General features: G+C 72.2%; 7 protein-coding genes and 5 pseudogenes. 6 read left to right on the top strand and 6 right to left on the bottom strand.

The window, feature by feature from the left end; genetic code table 11:
* The 4 genes and pseudogenes from JM949_RS39315 to mraZ all read right to left on the bottom strand — a co-directional run.
* Window positions 1–246, bottom strand: a pseudogene (locus JM949_RS39315) (penicillin-binding protein 2); the annotation flags it as partial.
* A 3-nt stretch (window positions 247–249) separates the two neighbouring features.
* Window positions 250–854, bottom strand: a pseudogene (locus JM949_RS25270) (hypothetical protein).
* A pseudogene (rsmH, locus tag JM949_RS25265) lies at window positions 844–1,965 on the bottom strand (16S rRNA (cytosine(1402)-N(4))-methyltransferase RsmH). The pseudogenes JM949_RS25270 and rsmH overlap by 11 nt, the downstream one beginning before the upstream one ends.
* A 193-nt stretch (window positions 1,966–2,158) precedes the next feature.
* Window positions 2,159–2,590, bottom strand: a complete 432-nt coding sequence (mraZ, locus tag JM949_RS25260; RefSeq protein WP_203150774.1) for a division/cell wall cluster transcriptional repressor MraZ — start codon at window positions 2,588–2,590, stop codon at window positions 2,159–2,161.
* A gap of 355 nt (window positions 2,591–2,945) precedes the next feature.
* Between mraZ and JM949_RS25255 the strand changes: the two genes are divergently transcribed.
* Genes JM949_RS25255 through JM949_RS25245 form a run of 3 tightly spaced genes read left to right on the top strand, consistent with a single transcriptional unit; the run spans window position 2,946 to window position 5,582 of the window.
* Window positions 2,946–4,193 carry a MurT ligase domain-containing protein gene (locus JM949_RS25255; RefSeq protein WP_203150775.1) on the top strand — a complete coding sequence of 416 codons (1,248 nt, stop codon included), beginning with the start codon at window positions 2,946–2,948 and terminating at the stop codon, window positions 4,191–4,193.
* A complete protein-coding gene (locus JM949_RS25250; protein WP_203150773.1) occupies window positions 4,183–4,902 on the top strand; it encodes a type 1 glutamine amidotransferase in 720 nt (239 codons plus the stop codon). The genes JM949_RS25255 and JM949_RS25250 overlap by 11 nt, the downstream gene beginning before the upstream one ends.
* The gene (locus JM949_RS25245; RefSeq protein ID WP_203150772.1) at window positions 4,899–5,582 is read left to right on the top strand and encodes a TVP38/TMEM64 family protein; all 684 of its coding nucleotides are present in this window, start codon (window positions 4,899–4,901) and stop codon (window positions 5,580–5,582) included. Before JM949_RS25250 ends, JM949_RS25245 begins: the two co-directional genes overlap by 4 nt.
* A 121-nt stretch (window positions 5,583–5,703) precedes the next feature.
* On the opposite strand, the pseudogene leuS reads toward JM949_RS25245, so the two are convergent.
* Window positions 5,704–8,543, bottom strand: a pseudogene (gene leuS, locus JM949_RS25240) (leucine--tRNA ligase).
* Window positions 8,544–8,772: 229 nt separating this feature from the next.
* Window positions 8,773–9,582, bottom strand: a complete 810-nt coding sequence (locus JM949_RS25235) for a cysteine hydrolase family protein (RefSeq protein ID WP_203150771.1) — start codon at window positions 9,580–9,582, stop codon at window positions 8,773–8,775.
* 224 nt (window positions 9,583–9,806) lie between these two features.
* On the opposite strand from JM949_RS25235, the gene JM949_RS25230 reads away from it, so the two are divergent.
* From JM949_RS25230 to JM949_RS38650, 3 genes and pseudogenes are all read left to right on the top strand, one after another.
* Window positions 9,807–10,859 carry an AAA family ATPase gene (locus JM949_RS25230; protein ID WP_203150770.1) on the top strand — a complete coding sequence of 351 codons (1,053 nt, stop codon included), beginning with the start codon at window positions 9,807–9,809 and terminating at the stop codon, window positions 10,857–10,859.
* A 1-nt stretch (window position 10,860) separates the two neighbouring features.
* Window positions 10,861–12,159 (top strand): DUF58 domain-containing protein, encoded by a 1,299-nt coding sequence (locus tag JM949_RS25225; RefSeq protein ID WP_203150769.1) that lies wholly within the window; start codon window positions 10,861–10,863, stop codon window positions 12,157–12,159.
* A 16-nt stretch (window positions 12,160–12,175) separates the two neighbouring features.
* A pseudogene (locus JM949_RS38650) lies at window positions 12,176–14,424 on the top strand (transglutaminase TgpA family protein); the annotation flags it as partial.

The raw sequence follows: 14,424 nt of genomic DNA, 5'->3' as shown, positions 1-14,424 counted from the left end.
GTCGGAACGGGTCGCCCGAGCGGGTGCTACGCGGCGTACGCCGCTGCTCGGCACCCCCGCCGCGGGCGGCCGTGCCGCGCTCGTCCCGGACGGTCCGACCCCTCGGGGTGTACGCCCGGGCGCCGGAGATGCCCCCGATCCCCGGCTCGCCGGTGCGCGGCTCCCCGTCGGTGGGGTTGGCGTCACGCGAAGAACCGCGCCGGACCCGGTCGGGGTCCGGCGCGGTTCGTCCGACCGTGGTGGCACTGGTCAGCCTCCCGCACCCTGGCTGGTCACCGACGGCTGGCCGGTCGCCGGCTGCGGCACCTCGAGGGTCTTGCCGTCGGCAGCCGGATGTAGCCCGGCTCGCCGGCGTCCACCAGGCCCAGCCGCCGCGCCTCGGCGGTCAGGTTGCCCGGCGCCTCGGCGTCGGCGATCTGCTTGTCCAGCTGCTGCTTCTCCAGGTCCAGTCGAGCCTGCTGCTGCTGCAACCGCTCGAGCCGGAACGCGTTCTCATTGATCTTGGTGTTGACCGCCAGGATGCCCAGCACCCCACCGACCACCAGCACCACGATCAGCGCCGCGAACGGCGCGCGCGGCACCGACACCGGCGGCGGCGGGGCCACCCGCAGCCGAGGCGAGCGGGCGCTGGCGGTACTGCCGGCCTTCTCGACCGGCCGCAGCGCGGTGGCACCCTGGGTCGGGAACTCGCGCGCCCCCCGGGCGCGAGTCTCCCCCTGCTTGTTCACTCGATCGATGCGTGGCGTACCGTTTCCGAGGCGCGGAGCCCGCTCCGCCGCGGTCCGGCCCCCCGACCGCGGTGCGCGCTGCCCGCCGCCGGTGACGTCCCGGCGGTCGCGCTTGTCAATGCTCATGTCCCTCCCCCTCAACATCCGTCCCTCTGCCGTCCCGGTGCCGCTGACCCCCCACGGATCAGGCGGACCCCGTGCCCGGTTGGTGCATTCCCTTCACCCGTCGGCGAGACCGTTCGCGGTCGGTCCGCCCCTGCTCTGTCGCGTTCGGGTCGAGTCGTTCCGCTGCCCGCAGCCGCACCGAGGCGGCCCGCGGGTTCGCGGCGACCTCCGCCTCCCCGGGTAGTTCGGCGCCCCGGCTGAGCAGCCGGAACGTCGGACCGGACCCGGGAAGTTCGACCGGGAGGTCGACCGGGCCCTTACTGCGGACCCGGTCCGCGAGCGCCGCCTTGGTGAGCCGGTCCTCCAGCGAGTGGTAGGACAGGACCACCATGCGACCGCCCACGGTCAGTGCGTCGAGCGCGGCCGGCAGCGCCGTCTCGAGCGCTGCCAGCTCTCTGTTTACCTCGATCCGTAAAGCCTGAAACGTTCTCTTTGCCGGGTGCCCACCCGTTCGTCGGGCTGGCGCCGGGATGGAGTCCCGAACCAGCTCCGCCAGGAGCGCGGACGAGGTGATCCGGGCCCGTTCCCGCTGCCGGATGATCGCCGAGGCGATCCGGCCGGCGAACTTCTCCTCGCCGTAGACCCGCAGCACCCGGGCCAGATCCGGATGCGGATAGGTGTTGACCACCTCTTCGGCGGTCATTCCGCGGGTCTGGTCCATCCGCATGTCCAGCGGCGCGTCCTGGGCGTACGCGAACCCGCGGTCGGGCGCGTCCAACTGCAACGACGAGACACCCAGGTCGAACAGCACCCCGTCGATGCCCGGATAGCCCAGCCGGTCCAGTACGTCCGGCAACTCGTCGTAGACGGCGTGCTCCAGGTGCACCCGGTCGGCGAACCGCGCCAGCCGGACCCGCGCGTGCGCGAGCGCCTCGGTGTCGCGGTCGAGCCCGATCAGGACCGTCTCCGGGTGCGCCTCGAGCACCGCCTCCGCGTGCCCGGCCAGGCCGAGCGTCGCGTCGACGTAGACCGTCCGGCCGCCTCGACCCAGCGCGGGGGCCAGCAGCTCGAGACACCGCTCGAGCAGCACCGGCACGTGCGTGCCGCGCAACTCCCCCATGTTGACCCCCACTGGTTGAAACGTCCGCTCTCTTCGTGCGCCTGTCGTCGGACGGCGCTGCCGTCGTACCGCCAGATCCCCATCCGCTCCCGCCGGACACCGGACTCGCACCCGATGACTGGATCGTGCGCCTGGCACCGGGGAAGGGATGCCAGGAACTCGAAAGCGGCTGGAGATCTCGCAGTACGTCGGGCGCCGTTCCGCCCTACAGACCGCCGGGCAGCACCCCCTCCTCGATGTCGGCGAAGTCGTCTTCGCTCTCGGCGAGGTAGGTCTCCCAGGCGACCTTGTCCCAGATCTCCACCCGCGTGCTCGCGCCGATCACCACCAGGTCGCGGTCCAACCCGGCGTACGCCCGCAGGTGAGCCGGGATGGTCACCCGACCCTGTTTGTCCGGAACCTCGTCGTGCGCGCTGGCGAAGAAGACCCGGCTGTAGGCCCGGGCCGCCTTGTGCGTCATCGGCTGCGCGCGCAACTGCTCCGCGATCCGTTGGAACTCAGGGGTCGGGAAAACGTAGAGACAGCGATCCTGCCCTTTGGTGACCACGACACCCCCCGCCAGCTCATCTCGGAACTTGGCCGGAAGGATCAACCGGCCCTTTTCGTCCAGGCGCGGAGTGTGGGTGCCGAGAAACATCGGCCCAACCCCCTCGCCCCTGAGCGGCGTTCGCGGCGCCGCTGACCCCCCGGGCCGGTGAGCCCTCCCGGCCTCACCATTGGCCCCCACTCTACTCCACTTCCCTCCACCCGCAACCAGAATCGCCCGCGTGGCGCCCTCGATACGGCGACAAAACCGCACGTCACGGGGGGTGGAGCGGAGTGGAGGGCGGCGGGCCCCCCTCGGCGTGGTCCGCTTTCCGACATAGATCGACTCCGTCCGGGGGACGCCGCCCCGGCCGCACACGCCGCCACCACGGCCGAACGGTTCACCGTCGGCGGCGATCTGGTGGGGCGGGCGGTCCGGTAACCTCGCTCGCGTGACGGACGCGAAAATGCCCCTACGGGCCAAGGTGGCCAGCTCCGTGTCACGGACCGCCGCGGCGCTCTCCCGGGCGGCCGGCCGTGGCGACGGTTCGGTGATCGGCGGGTGGATCGGCCTGAAGATCGACCCCGACCTGCTGGCCCACCTGTCGGCCGGGCGCGCGATCGCGCTCGTCTCCGGCACCAACGGCAAGACCACCACCACCCGGCTGACCTCCGCCGCGGTCGGCGTGCTCGGCCGGGTCGCCACCAACTCGTTCGGCGCCAACATGCCCAGCGGGCACACCTCGGCGCTGGCCAAGGCCGGCAGCACCCCGTACGCGGTGCTGGAGGTCGACGAGCACTACCTCGCCCAGGTGCTGGAGGCGACCGAACCGCACGTGGTCGCGCTGCTGAACCTCTCCCGCGACCAACTGGACCGCGCCAAGGAGGTCGCCATGATGGCGCAGCTCTGGCGCGCGGCGCTGGTCCGGCACACCGACGTACGGGTGGTGGCCAACGCCGACGACCCGATGGTGGTGTGGGCCGCCACCCCGCCGGGCGACCCCGCCCGGGGCATCAACCCACCGCACGTGACCTGGTTCAGCGCCGGCCAGCGGTGGCACGACGACTCCTGGGTCTGCCCGGAGTGCGGCTCCACGATCCAGCGCTCGGGCGAACAGTGGTGGTGCACCGGCTGCCCGCTGCGCCGACCGGAGCCGCAGTGGGTGGTCGAGGACGAGGGGGTGCTCGACCCCACCGGCGCGTGGCACAAGGTCTCGCTCCAACTGCCCGGCCGGGTCAACCTCGGCAACGCGGCGACCGCGCTGGCGGTGGCCGCCGAGTTCGGCGTCCGCCCCGTCGACGCGGTGTCCCGCCTCGGCATCGTCACCTCGGTGGCCGGCCGCTACGCGCAGGTCGACAAGGACGGGCGCAACATCCGGCTGCTGCTCGCCAAGAACCCGGCCAGTTGGCTGGAGGCGTTCGACATGGCCGACGAGGCGCCCACCCTGCTCTCCATCAACGCGCGCGACCCCGATGGTCTGGACACCTCCTGGCTCTTCGACGTCGACTTCGCCCCGCTGCGGGGCCGGCAGGTGTTGATCACCGGTGACCGGGCATACGACCTGGCGGTGCGACTGGACATCAACGACGTGCCGTTCCAGCACGTCCGCACGTTCGACGACGCCATCCGGTCGGTCCCGCCCGGGCGGCTGGAGGTCATCGCGAACTACACCGCGTTCCAGGACATCCGAGCGGAGTTGGACCGTGTCAACTGAGAGCCTGCGCATCGTCTGGATCTACCCCGACCTGCTCTCCACCTACGGCGACCGGGGCAACGCCCTGATCCTCGCCCGTCGGGCCCGTCAACGCGGGATGCCGGTCGAGGTGGTGGAGGTCCGCTCCGACCAGCAACTGCCCGCCACCGCCGACATCTACCTGGTCGGCGGCGGCGAGGACGGCCCGCAGGCGCTGGGCGCGCAGCGGCTGCTCGCCGACGGTGGCCTGCATCGGGCGGTCGCCCAGGGCTCGGTGGTCTTCGGCGTCTGCGCCGGCTACCAGCTGCTGGGCACCTCCTTCTTCGCCAAGGGCGTGCAGTGCCGTGGGCTGGAGTTGCTCGACCTGCGGTCCGACCGGGGTCCGAGCCGGGCGGTGGGCGAGCTGGCCGGTGACATCGACCCCCGGCTGGGCCTGCCTCCGCTGACCGGCTTCGAGAACCACGGTGGCCGCACCCACCTCGGCCCGGAGGTCTCCCCGCTGGCCCGGGTCACCGCCGGGATCGGCAACGACGGCGCCACCGAGGGCGCGTGGCGCGGCAAGCTCCTGGGCACCTACTCGCACGGCCCGGCCCTGGCCCGCAACCCGGCGCTGGCCGACCTGCTGCTGCGCTGGGCCACCGGGGCGCACCAGCTCCCGCCGCTGGACGACACCTGGTCGGACCGGCTCCGCAACGAGCGCCGCTCCGCGGTGGCCGCCGCCCGGGCATGATCCGCGCCGTCCGGCGGCTGCTCCGGCAGCCGTCGGCCGTCCGGTTCGCGGTGCTGGTGCTGCTAATCGGTGGTTGCGGGCTGCTGCTGCTCCTGGTGCCTCGGCCGGACCCGGAGCAGCTCCCGCTGCTGGCCGACCGGCTGGGTGACCTCGCCCCGGTGGCGGCGATCCTCGGCGGCGCGTTGCTGCTTGTCGCGCTGGTCCCGCGGACCTTCATCACCCTCGCCGCGGGCGCGATCTTCGGTCCGCTCGAAGGTGCCGCGTACGCCCTGGGCGCCGCGTTGCTGGCGGCGGCGATCGGCTTCACCGTCGGCCGGCTGCTCGGCCGGGAGTTCGTGGCCGAACGGGTCCGTGGCCGACTGGCCCGCCTCGACCGGTGGTTCGCCCGGCAGAGTGTCTTCGGCGTGGTCACCGTCCGGCTGCTGCCGATCGCCGGGTTCGGGCTGGTCAGCTACGGCTACGGCACCACGGCCGCCCGCCTGGCGCCGTTCCTGGCCGGCAGCGTGATCGCGTCCGCGCCGACCGCGTTCGGCTACGCCGCGATCGGCGCGGCGGTCAGCTCGCCGGGCCACATCAACTGGTACGCCGCCGCCCCCGCCAGCCTCGGCCTGATCGCCAGCCTGGTGCTCATCCACCAGTGGTGGCGCGCCCAGCGCCGCCGCCGGCGGATGACAATCTGATCGAATCGCCGGCCCGGGTGCGCCGCCGGCCGGACCCGGCCCCCGCCGTCGCGGCGACGAGGCGGGGCCGGGGCCGGACGGGGCACAGACCAGACGAGCAAGGGCTGGGCGGGGGCGGAGATCAGGCGACCACGGAGACCATCCGGCCCTTGACCACGATGACCTTGCGGGGTTCCTTGCCGGCCAGGGCCGCGGCCACCGCGTCCAGGGCCGCCGCGCGGACGGTCTCCTCGGCGGCGTCGGCGGGGACCTCGACGCGGCCACGGACCTTGCCGTTGACCTGCACCGGATAGGTCACCGTGTCGGCCACCAGCAGCGCCGGGTCGGCGCTCGGGAAGTCCGCGTACGTCAGCGAGGTGTCGTGGCCCAGCCTGCGCCACAGCTCCTCGGCCACGTGCGGGGCGAACGGCGCCACCATCAGCAGCAACGGCTCAGCCACCTCGCGGGGCGTCGCCGACAACCCGGTCAGCCCGTTGGTCAACTGGATCAGCTTGGCGATCGCGGTGTTGAACCGGATGCCGTCCATGTCGGCACGGACCCCGTCGATCACCTTGTGCAGCAGCCGGCGGGTCGCCTCGTCGGCCGGGTCCTCGGTGACCCGCAGCGCGCCGGTCTGCTCGTCCACGACCGCCCGCCAGACCCGCTGCAGGAACCGGTACGACCCGACCACCGCCCGGGTCTCCCAGGGCCGGGACACCTCCAGCGGACCCATCGACATCTCGTACACCCGGAAGGTGTCCGCGCCGTACGCGGCGCACATGTCGTCGGGGGTCACCACGTTCTTCAGCGACTTGCCCATCTTGCCGTACTCGCGGTTGACCACCAGGTCGCCCAGGTAGTACGCGCCGTCGCGTTCGACGACCTCCTCGGCCTGCACGTAACTGCCGCGCGAGTCGGTGTACGCGTACGCCTGGATCATGCCCTGGTTGAACAGCTTGCGGAACGGCTCGAACGACGACACGTGCCCCAGGTCGTACAGCACCTTGTGCCAGAACCGCGCGTACAGCAGGTGCAGCACGGCGTGCTCGGCCCCGCCGACGTACAGGTCGGTGCCCCCGCAGTCGCCCTCGGCGCGCGGGCCCATCCAGTACCGCTCGTTCTCCGCGTCGACGAACCGCTCGCTGTTGGTCGGGTCCAGGTAGCGCAGCTCGTACCAGCAGGAGCCGGCCCACTGCGGCATCACGTTGGTCTCCCGGGTGTAGCGCTTCGGCCCGTCACCCAGGTCCAGCTCGACCTCGACCCAGTCGCGCCGCCGCGACAGCGGGGTCTCCGGGTTGCTGTCCGCGTCGTCGGCGTCGAACGTCTTCGGGGAGAAGTCGTCCACCTCCGGCAGCTCGACCGGCAGCATCTCCGCCGGCAGGGCGATGGCCGCGCCGGACTCGTCGTAGACGATCGGGAACGGCTCTCCCCAGTACCGCTGCCGGGAGAACAGCCAGTCGCGCAGCCGGTAGGTCACCGCGCCGGTGCCGTGCCCGTTCGCCTCCAGCCAGGCGATGATGGCCGCCTTGGCGTCGGCCACCCCCAGGCCGTTCAGGTCCAGGCCGCGCTCGGGCGCGGCGCTGTTGATCGCCGGGCCGTCCCCGGTGTACGCCTTGCCGTCGAAGCCCTCCGCCGGCTGCACGGTCCGCACGATGGGCAGCTCGAAGACCTCGGCGAACGCCCAGTCGCGCTCGTCCTGGGCGGGCACCGCCATGATCGCGCCGGTGCCGTAGCCGGCCAGCACGTAGTCCGCGATGAAGATCGGGATCTGGCCACCGGTGACCGGGTTGGTGGCGTACGCGCCGATGAAGACGCCGGTCTTCTCCTTGCTGTCGGACTGCCGCTCGACGTCGGTCTTGGCCGCCGCCGCCTTGCGGTACGCCTCGACCGCCGCACGGGGGCTGGCGTGACCGCCGGTCCAGACCTCCCGGGTGCCCTCCGGCCAGCTGGTCGGCACCAGCGTGTCGACCAGCTCGTGCTCGGGGGCCAGCACCATGTAGGTGGCGCCGAAGATGGTGTCGGGTCGGGTCGTGAACACCCGCACGGGTGCGCCGGCGGTCGGGAAGTCGATGTGCGCGCCGGTGGAGCGGCCGATCCAGTTGCGCTGCATCAGCTTGATCGGCTCGGGCCAGTCCAGGCTGTCCAGGTCGTCCAGCAGCCGGTCGCCGTACGCGGTGATCCGCATCTTCCACTGCTTCAGATTGCGCTTGAAGACCGGGAAGTTGCCCCGGTCGGAGCGGCCGTCGGCGGTGACCTCCTCGTTGGCCAGCACGGTGCCCAGCCCCGGGCACCAGTTCACCGGCGCCTCCGAGACGTACGCCAGCCGGTGGTCGTCGACGACCTGGCGGCGCTCGGCGACACTCAGCTCGGCCCAGGCGCGGCCGTCCGGGGTGGGCCGGTTACCGCCCTCGAACTCGGCGATCAGCTCGGCGATCGGGCGGGCCCGGCCGGCGTCGCGGTCGTACCAGGAGTTGAAGATCTGCAGGAAGATCCACTGTGTCCAGCGGTAGAAGTCGGTGTCGATGGTCGCCACCGAACGCCGCTCGTCGTGCGCCAGCCCCAGCCGACGCAGCTGCGCCTTGTACCGCTCGATGTTCGCCACGGTGGTGGTCCGGGGGTGGGTGCCGGTCTGCACCGCGTACTGCTCGGCGGGCAGGCCGAACGCGTCGAAGCCCATCGCGTGCAGCACGTTGCGGCCGGCCATCCGCTGGTAGCGGGCGTAGCAGTCGGTGCCGATGTAGCCCAGCGGGTGGCGACGTGCAGGCCCGCGCCGGAGGGGTACGGGAACATGTCCAGCACGTACAGCTTCTCGGCGCCGGCGCGGGGATGGGTCGGGTCGGCCAACGGGCCGGTCGGGTTCGGTGCGTGGAAGGTGCCCTCCCGTGCCCAGATGTCCTGCCACCGGGTCTCGATCTCGTCGGCCAGGGCCGCGGTGTACCGGAACGGTGGGATGTCGTCCGCCGGTGCGGCTGCCTCACTCATCGTCTCTCCTCGCTTCGCTTCGCTTCGTCTCGGCGCCACCGGGCCGGACCGGCAGCGGGCACAAAAAAGCCCCTCGCGCAGGAGGGGCCGCCGTGCTGTCGCTGTGTCAGCGCATCAGCACGGCCCGGTAAGAAGCAGGAAGACTCCGGCCATGTTCGGCAGTGTACCTCCCCGCCCGGCCTGGTGACGCGCCGCGCCAGGCCGGACGCCGGGCCGGACGCCGGGCGGGTCACCCGGCTGCGGCGAACCGGGCGGTGTCGGTGGTGAAGCCCCAGCACTGCTGGGAGTTGAAGACCACGGCGTCCTTGCAGTACGCGGGGCTGGAGGTGGCGGTCGCGTCGGTCAGCAGCACGGTCGCGTAGTCCCGGAAGTACGCGTCCTCGACAGTGGTGCTGACGCACTGGTCGGTGTTGACCCCGCCGAACAGGAGGGTACGGATGCCCTGGGCGCGCAGCACCTGGTCGAGATGGGTGGCATGGAACCCGTTCATCCGGTATTTGGGCACCTGCACGTCCTCGGGCCGTACCAGCTCCCGCAGCTCGTCGACCAGCGACGCACCCCACGACCCCTCGGTCAACACCGGGCCGTGGTCCAGCCGCTCCCCGATGCCCGCCTGGTCGGGCCGATGCTTGAACGACCAGAGCGTGGGCGCGCCCAGATTGCGCAGGTCATTGCGGTTGTACCAGAACACCCAGATCACCGGTACGCCGAACCGGCGAGCGGTCTCCACCGCGTGCACCGCGCCGGGGATCGCCGCCCGGCAGGCGGTGTGGTCCAGCCCGGAGCGGTCGGTCCAACCGCCCGGGGAGCAGAAGTCGTTTTGCAGGTCGAGCAGGACCAGGGCGGTCGCGTCCAGGTCCACCACGACGGGCAGCAACTCGGCCTCGACACGTACCCGTCGGCCATCGGTACCGGCCGCCACGTCGACGTGGTCGGTGTGCAGGCGCCACTGCGCCACACCGCCACCGAGGCGGACACCGCCGTCGTCGGTCCGCCCGTAAGTGCTCCGCTCACCCCACACGCGCCCCTCCCCGCTCATCCGCCGCCGCGTACCCGTCGGCACAACCGTCACGCGTCCCCCGGCCGGCGAATATTCGGTGCGTAACAGACGGACTACCTGCGGGGTTCGGCGATAACGACAAACATGGTTAGCCTGAGAGACCAGTGAGATTTCTGCGGCAAACGAGGCTCGACGTCGCGAACCCAACGGCGGGTCCAGGTGCTCTATTCAGAGCTGCCGTGACGGCGACGAGGAGGAGGCCCGTGACACAACAGACCTGGGACGAGGTGGGCGGCCTTCTGCCGCACGACGAGTTCCGCGCCGCCAGTGAGGCCATCGTGGCCAACATCGAGCAGGTCATCGAGGGTAAGACCGCCACCGTGCGGCTCGCTCTGGCCGTGCTGCTCGCCGAGGGTCACCTCCTCATCGAAGACGTTCCGGGTGTCGGCAAGACCAAGCTGGCCAAGGCCCTCGCGCGGTCCATCGACTGCACGGTGCGGCGGATCCAGTTCACCCCCGACCTGCTGCCCAGCGACGTCACCGGCGTCAGCGTCTACAACCAGGAGACGCACGACTTCGAGTTCCGTCCCGGTGCCGTGTTCGCCAACCTGGTGGTCGGCGACGAGATCAACCGAGCCTCTCCGAAGACCCAGTCGGCGTTGCTGGAGTGCATGGAGGAGCGGCAGGTCACCGTCGACGGGGTGACCTACCAGCTGCAGACCCCGTTCATGGTCATCGCCACCCAGAACCCGATCGAGATGGAGGGGACCTACCCGCTGCCGGAGGCGCAGCGGGACCGGTTCACCGCCCGCATCGCGATGGGTTACCCGGACTCCGGCGCCGAGTTGGCGATGCTCGACGGGCACGGCGCCACCGACCCGCTGCACGAGCTACGCCCGGTCTCCGACGCGAACATCGTCCGGCAGCTCATCGCCACCGTCCGGCAGGTGCACGTCGCGGACGCGGTCAAGCAGTACGCCATCGACCTGGTGACCGCCACCCGCGAGGCCCCCGACCTGCGACTCGGCGCGTCCCCCCGGGCGACCCTGCAACTGCTGCGCACCGCCCGGGCGGTCGCCGCGCTGGAGGGCCGCGACTACGTCCTCCCCGACGACCTCCAGGCTCTCGCGGTGCCGGTGCTCGCGCACCGGATCATCCCGACCGCCGACGCGCAGCTCGCCCGACGCACCACCGACGCGATCGTCTCCGAGCTGGTGCACCGCCTGCCGCTGCCGCACGACCGGCAGCGCAACCCGTACGACACCCGGCCCGCCACCGGCAACGGTCGCGCGCCCTACGAGCCACGGAGGCCATGACGTGCGTGCCGGGCTGCGCGGGCTGACCACCCGCGGCCGCTCCTTCCTCGCCGCCGCGGTGGCGGCAGCGGTCTCGGCCGGCATCCTCGGCGAGAAGGACCTGCTCCGGGTGGCGGTGCTGTTGGCCATCCTGCCGTTGCTGGCGGCGGCCTACGTCGGGCGCAGCCGTTACAAACTGGCCTGCAACCGTTCACTGGACCCGCACCGGGTTCCGGTCGGCGCCAACTCCCGGGTGGTGCTGCGCCTACAGAACCTCTCCCGGCTTCCGACCGGCACCCTCCTCCTGGAAGATCGGCTGCCCTACGCGCTGGGCAGCCGACCCCGGGTGGTGTTGGAGCGGCTCGGCGCGCAGCAGGCCAGCTCCGTGGCGTACACGGTGCGGGCCGATGTGCGGGGCCGCTACGACGTGGGCCCGCTGGTCGTCCGGATGACCGACCCGTTCGGTCTCTGCGAGCTCACCCGGTCCTTCCCCAGCACCGACCATCTGACGGTCATCCCGCAGGTCACCCCGCTGCCGTCGGTCCGGCTCCCCGGGGAGTACGCGGGTAGCGGGGACAGCCGGGCCCGTTCGGTGGCGGTGCACGGCGAGGACGACGCGGCGACCCGGGAGTACCGGCGCGGCGACGACCTGCGCCGGGTGCACTGGAAGTCCACAGCGCGCACCGGCGAACTGATGGTGCGCCGCGAGGAGCAGCCGTGGGAGAGCCGGGCCACCGTCGTCCTGGACACCCGGGCGTACGGCCACCGTGGCGAGGGGCCGACGGCCAGTTTCGAGTGGGCCGTCTCCGCCGCCGCGAGCATCGCCGTCCACCTGCGGCAGGCCGGCTACAAGTTGCGCCTGGTCACCGGCTCGGGGGTGGACGTGGACGCCTCGGAGGCCGGTGGTGACGGGGTGCTGCTCGACCACCTCGCGGAGGTCCGGCTGGATCAGCGCGCCGAGGTCACCAGCCTCGTGCAGCGGGTTCGCGAGCGCGCCGACGGCGGCCTGATCATCGGTCTGTTCGGCACGGTGAGCGTGGCCGAGGCAGAGCTGCTGGCCGGGCTGCGGGGCAACGGCGCCACCTGCGTCGGCTTCCTGCTGAACAGCTCCACCTGGCTCAGTCTGCCGGAGAAGGCCCGGGCCGAGGCGGAGCACGCACACGGCGCCGCCGCGCTCGCCATGTTGCAGAGCGGCTGGCGGGTGGTCGGCGTCGACCACGGTGCCCGGCTACCGGCGCTGTGGCCGCAGGCCGGCCGGGGCTCCCAGGGCTTCGCCCTGCGTGCCGCGCTCGCCGAGACGGTCGCTGGCGGCGTGCGATGAACGGAAGGCTCCCCTCATGATCACCAGTCGGAACATCGGCGTGGTGGCCGCCGCGGCCACGCTGCTGGCCGCCGCGCCGCTGTCGGCCATCTTCCAGGGCTGGACGTGGTTGATCGAGTCCATCATCGCGGTCGCCGTGGTGGCCGGGGTGGCCGCGTTGACCCGACTCGCCCGGGCGCCGCTGTGGGGTCAGGTGCTGGGCATGCTGGCCGGCCTGGCGTTCGCCCTGACCTGGTTGTTCCCCAGCGGCAAGGAGCTGCTGGGCGTGGTGCCGACCCCGGGCACGTTCGGGTACTTCGGCGAGCTGCTGTCCGGCTCCATGCAGGACATGCGCTCGTACGGGGTCGAGGTGCCGGACACTGACCCGCTGCTGTTCATCGCCGTGCTCGGCGTCGGCGGCGTCGCCGTGCTGGTGGACGTCCTCGCCGTGGGGCTGCGTCGGCCCGCGCTGGCGGGGCTGCCGATGCTCGCCATCTACTCGGTGCCGGTCGCCGTCTACGTGGACAGCGTTCCGGCGGCGCCGTTCGTGGTAGGCGCCGCCGGTTACCTCTGGCTGCTGGTCACCGACAACGTCGACCGGGTACGCCGCTTCGGACGCCGGTTCACCGGCGACGGCCGTGACGTCGACGTGTGGGAGGCCTCGCCGCTGGCGTCGCCGGCCGCCGGCTCGCGGCGGTCGGGGTGGCGCTGGCGGTGGCGCTGCCGCTGGCGGTGCCCGGCCTGACCGGCGGCCTGCTCGACTCGCTCAGCCGGGGGCCGGGCAACGGCGCCGGCAACGGGTCCGGCTCGGGCGGCACCTCGGGTCGGATCGACCTGTTCGCCTCGCTGGCCGGCCAGCTCAACCAGTCCCAGGTGGCCGACCTGGTCAAGGTGACCACGTCCGAGCCGAACCCGTTCTACCTGCGCTACGCGGTCGCCGACGAGCTGCGGCCCAACGGTTTTCAGGCGCGCAACCCGAGCGGCCGGTCGGTCAACCGGGACCTGCCGAACCCGGCCGAGCGGGCCGGCCGAGGTGTGCAGCAGACCACCTACCGGGCGACCGTCGAGGTGACCAAGAGCCTGAGCATGTCGCTGATGCCGGTGTACGCCGAGCCGGTACGCACCGACGACCTCAGCGACAACTGGCTCTACGACGCCAACCAACAGGTCGTCTTCTCGAACCGGGAGAACTCCCGGGGGCGAAAGTACTCCTTCGACTACATTCGCTCGACGTACACGCCGGCGGCGTTGCGGGCCGCGCAGCCGCTGCCGACCGACCACCCGGTACGCCGACAGATGACCGCCACCCCCGGGCCGGTGCCCGAGGTGGAGGAGCTGGTCAAGGGGTTGATCCAGGGCAAGCGCACGGACTACGACCGGGTGCTGGCGATCTACCGGCACTTCTCCGCGGACAACGGGTTCAGCTACCGGTTGAGCACCGCGAGCGGCAGCAGTGGCCAGGACATCGTCAACTTCCTGACCAACAAGGTCGGCTACTGCCAGCAGTACGCCGCCGCGATGGCCTGGCTGGTCCGCTCGGCCGGCATCCCGGCCCGGGTGGCGTTCGGCTTCACCAACGGCAGCAACCGCGACGGTGACACCTTCACCCTGACCAATCTCAACCTGCACGCCTGGACCGAGGTCTACTTCGACGGGGCAGGTTGGGTGCCGTTCGATGCCACTCCGGCGTACGGGGTGGCCGGCTCCACCCGGTCCGCCTGGGCGCCGGACACTGACGCCCCGGAGCCGACCACGCCGGGCGGTGGCGTCTCCGACACCCCGACCGACCCGGAGGCGTCGGCCGGGCCGGCCGGGCCGGACAACGCCGACCGGGACATCGATGACGGCATTTCCCTCGACGGGACGGCGCCGAACGAGCAACCACCGGTCTGGCCCTGGTGGGCGGCGGGCCTGCTAGCACTGCTGGCCCTGCTCGCGGTGCCCGCGCTGCGCCGGATGACGCTGCGTCGCCGACGCGGTGGCCGGGCGGCGGAGGCCGTGCTGACCCCCGCGAACGTCGACGACGACACCGGGCCGGCCACCCGGCCGGTGGTGGTCGGCGCGGACGCCAACCAGGCCCGCGCGGACGCGCACGCCGCCTGGGCGGAGTTGCTGGACACGCTTGTGGACTTCCGGGTCCCGGTCGATCCGACCGAGACGCCCAGGGCGACCGCGGACCGTCTGGTGCGGGACACTCTCACCGACGACAGCGCCGCGATCGGGTCGGCGCGGCTGCTCGGCCGGGCGGAGGAGCGGGCCCGCTACGCGCGGGACCCGCTGACCGGT

Origin of the sequence: Micromonospora tarensis (assembly GCF_016803395.1) — a bacterium.
Lineage (GTDB): Bacteria > Actinomycetota > Actinomycetes > Mycobacteriales > Micromonosporaceae > Micromonospora > Micromonospora tarensis.
The sequence above is the reverse complement of the archived record's forward strand: the minus strand, read 5'-3'. Positions and strand labels throughout refer to the sequence as shown.

Coding starts and splice junctions, on each gene's coding strand:
- mraZ (WP_203150774.1), bottom strand. CDS start 2,590: ATGTTTCTCGGCACCCACACTCCGCGCCTGGACGAAAAGGGCCGGTTG.
- JM949_RS25255 (WP_203150775.1), top strand. CDS start 2,946: ATGCCCCTACGGGCCAAGGTGGCCAGCTCCGTGTCACGGACCGCCGCG.
- JM949_RS25245 (WP_203150772.1), top strand. CDS start 4,899: ATGATCCGCGCCGTCCGGCGGCTGCTCCGGCAGCCGTCGGCCGTCCGG.
- JM949_RS25235 (WP_203150771.1), bottom strand. CDS start 9,582: ATGAGCGGGGAGGGGCGCGTGTGGGGTGAGCGGAGCACTTACGGGCGG.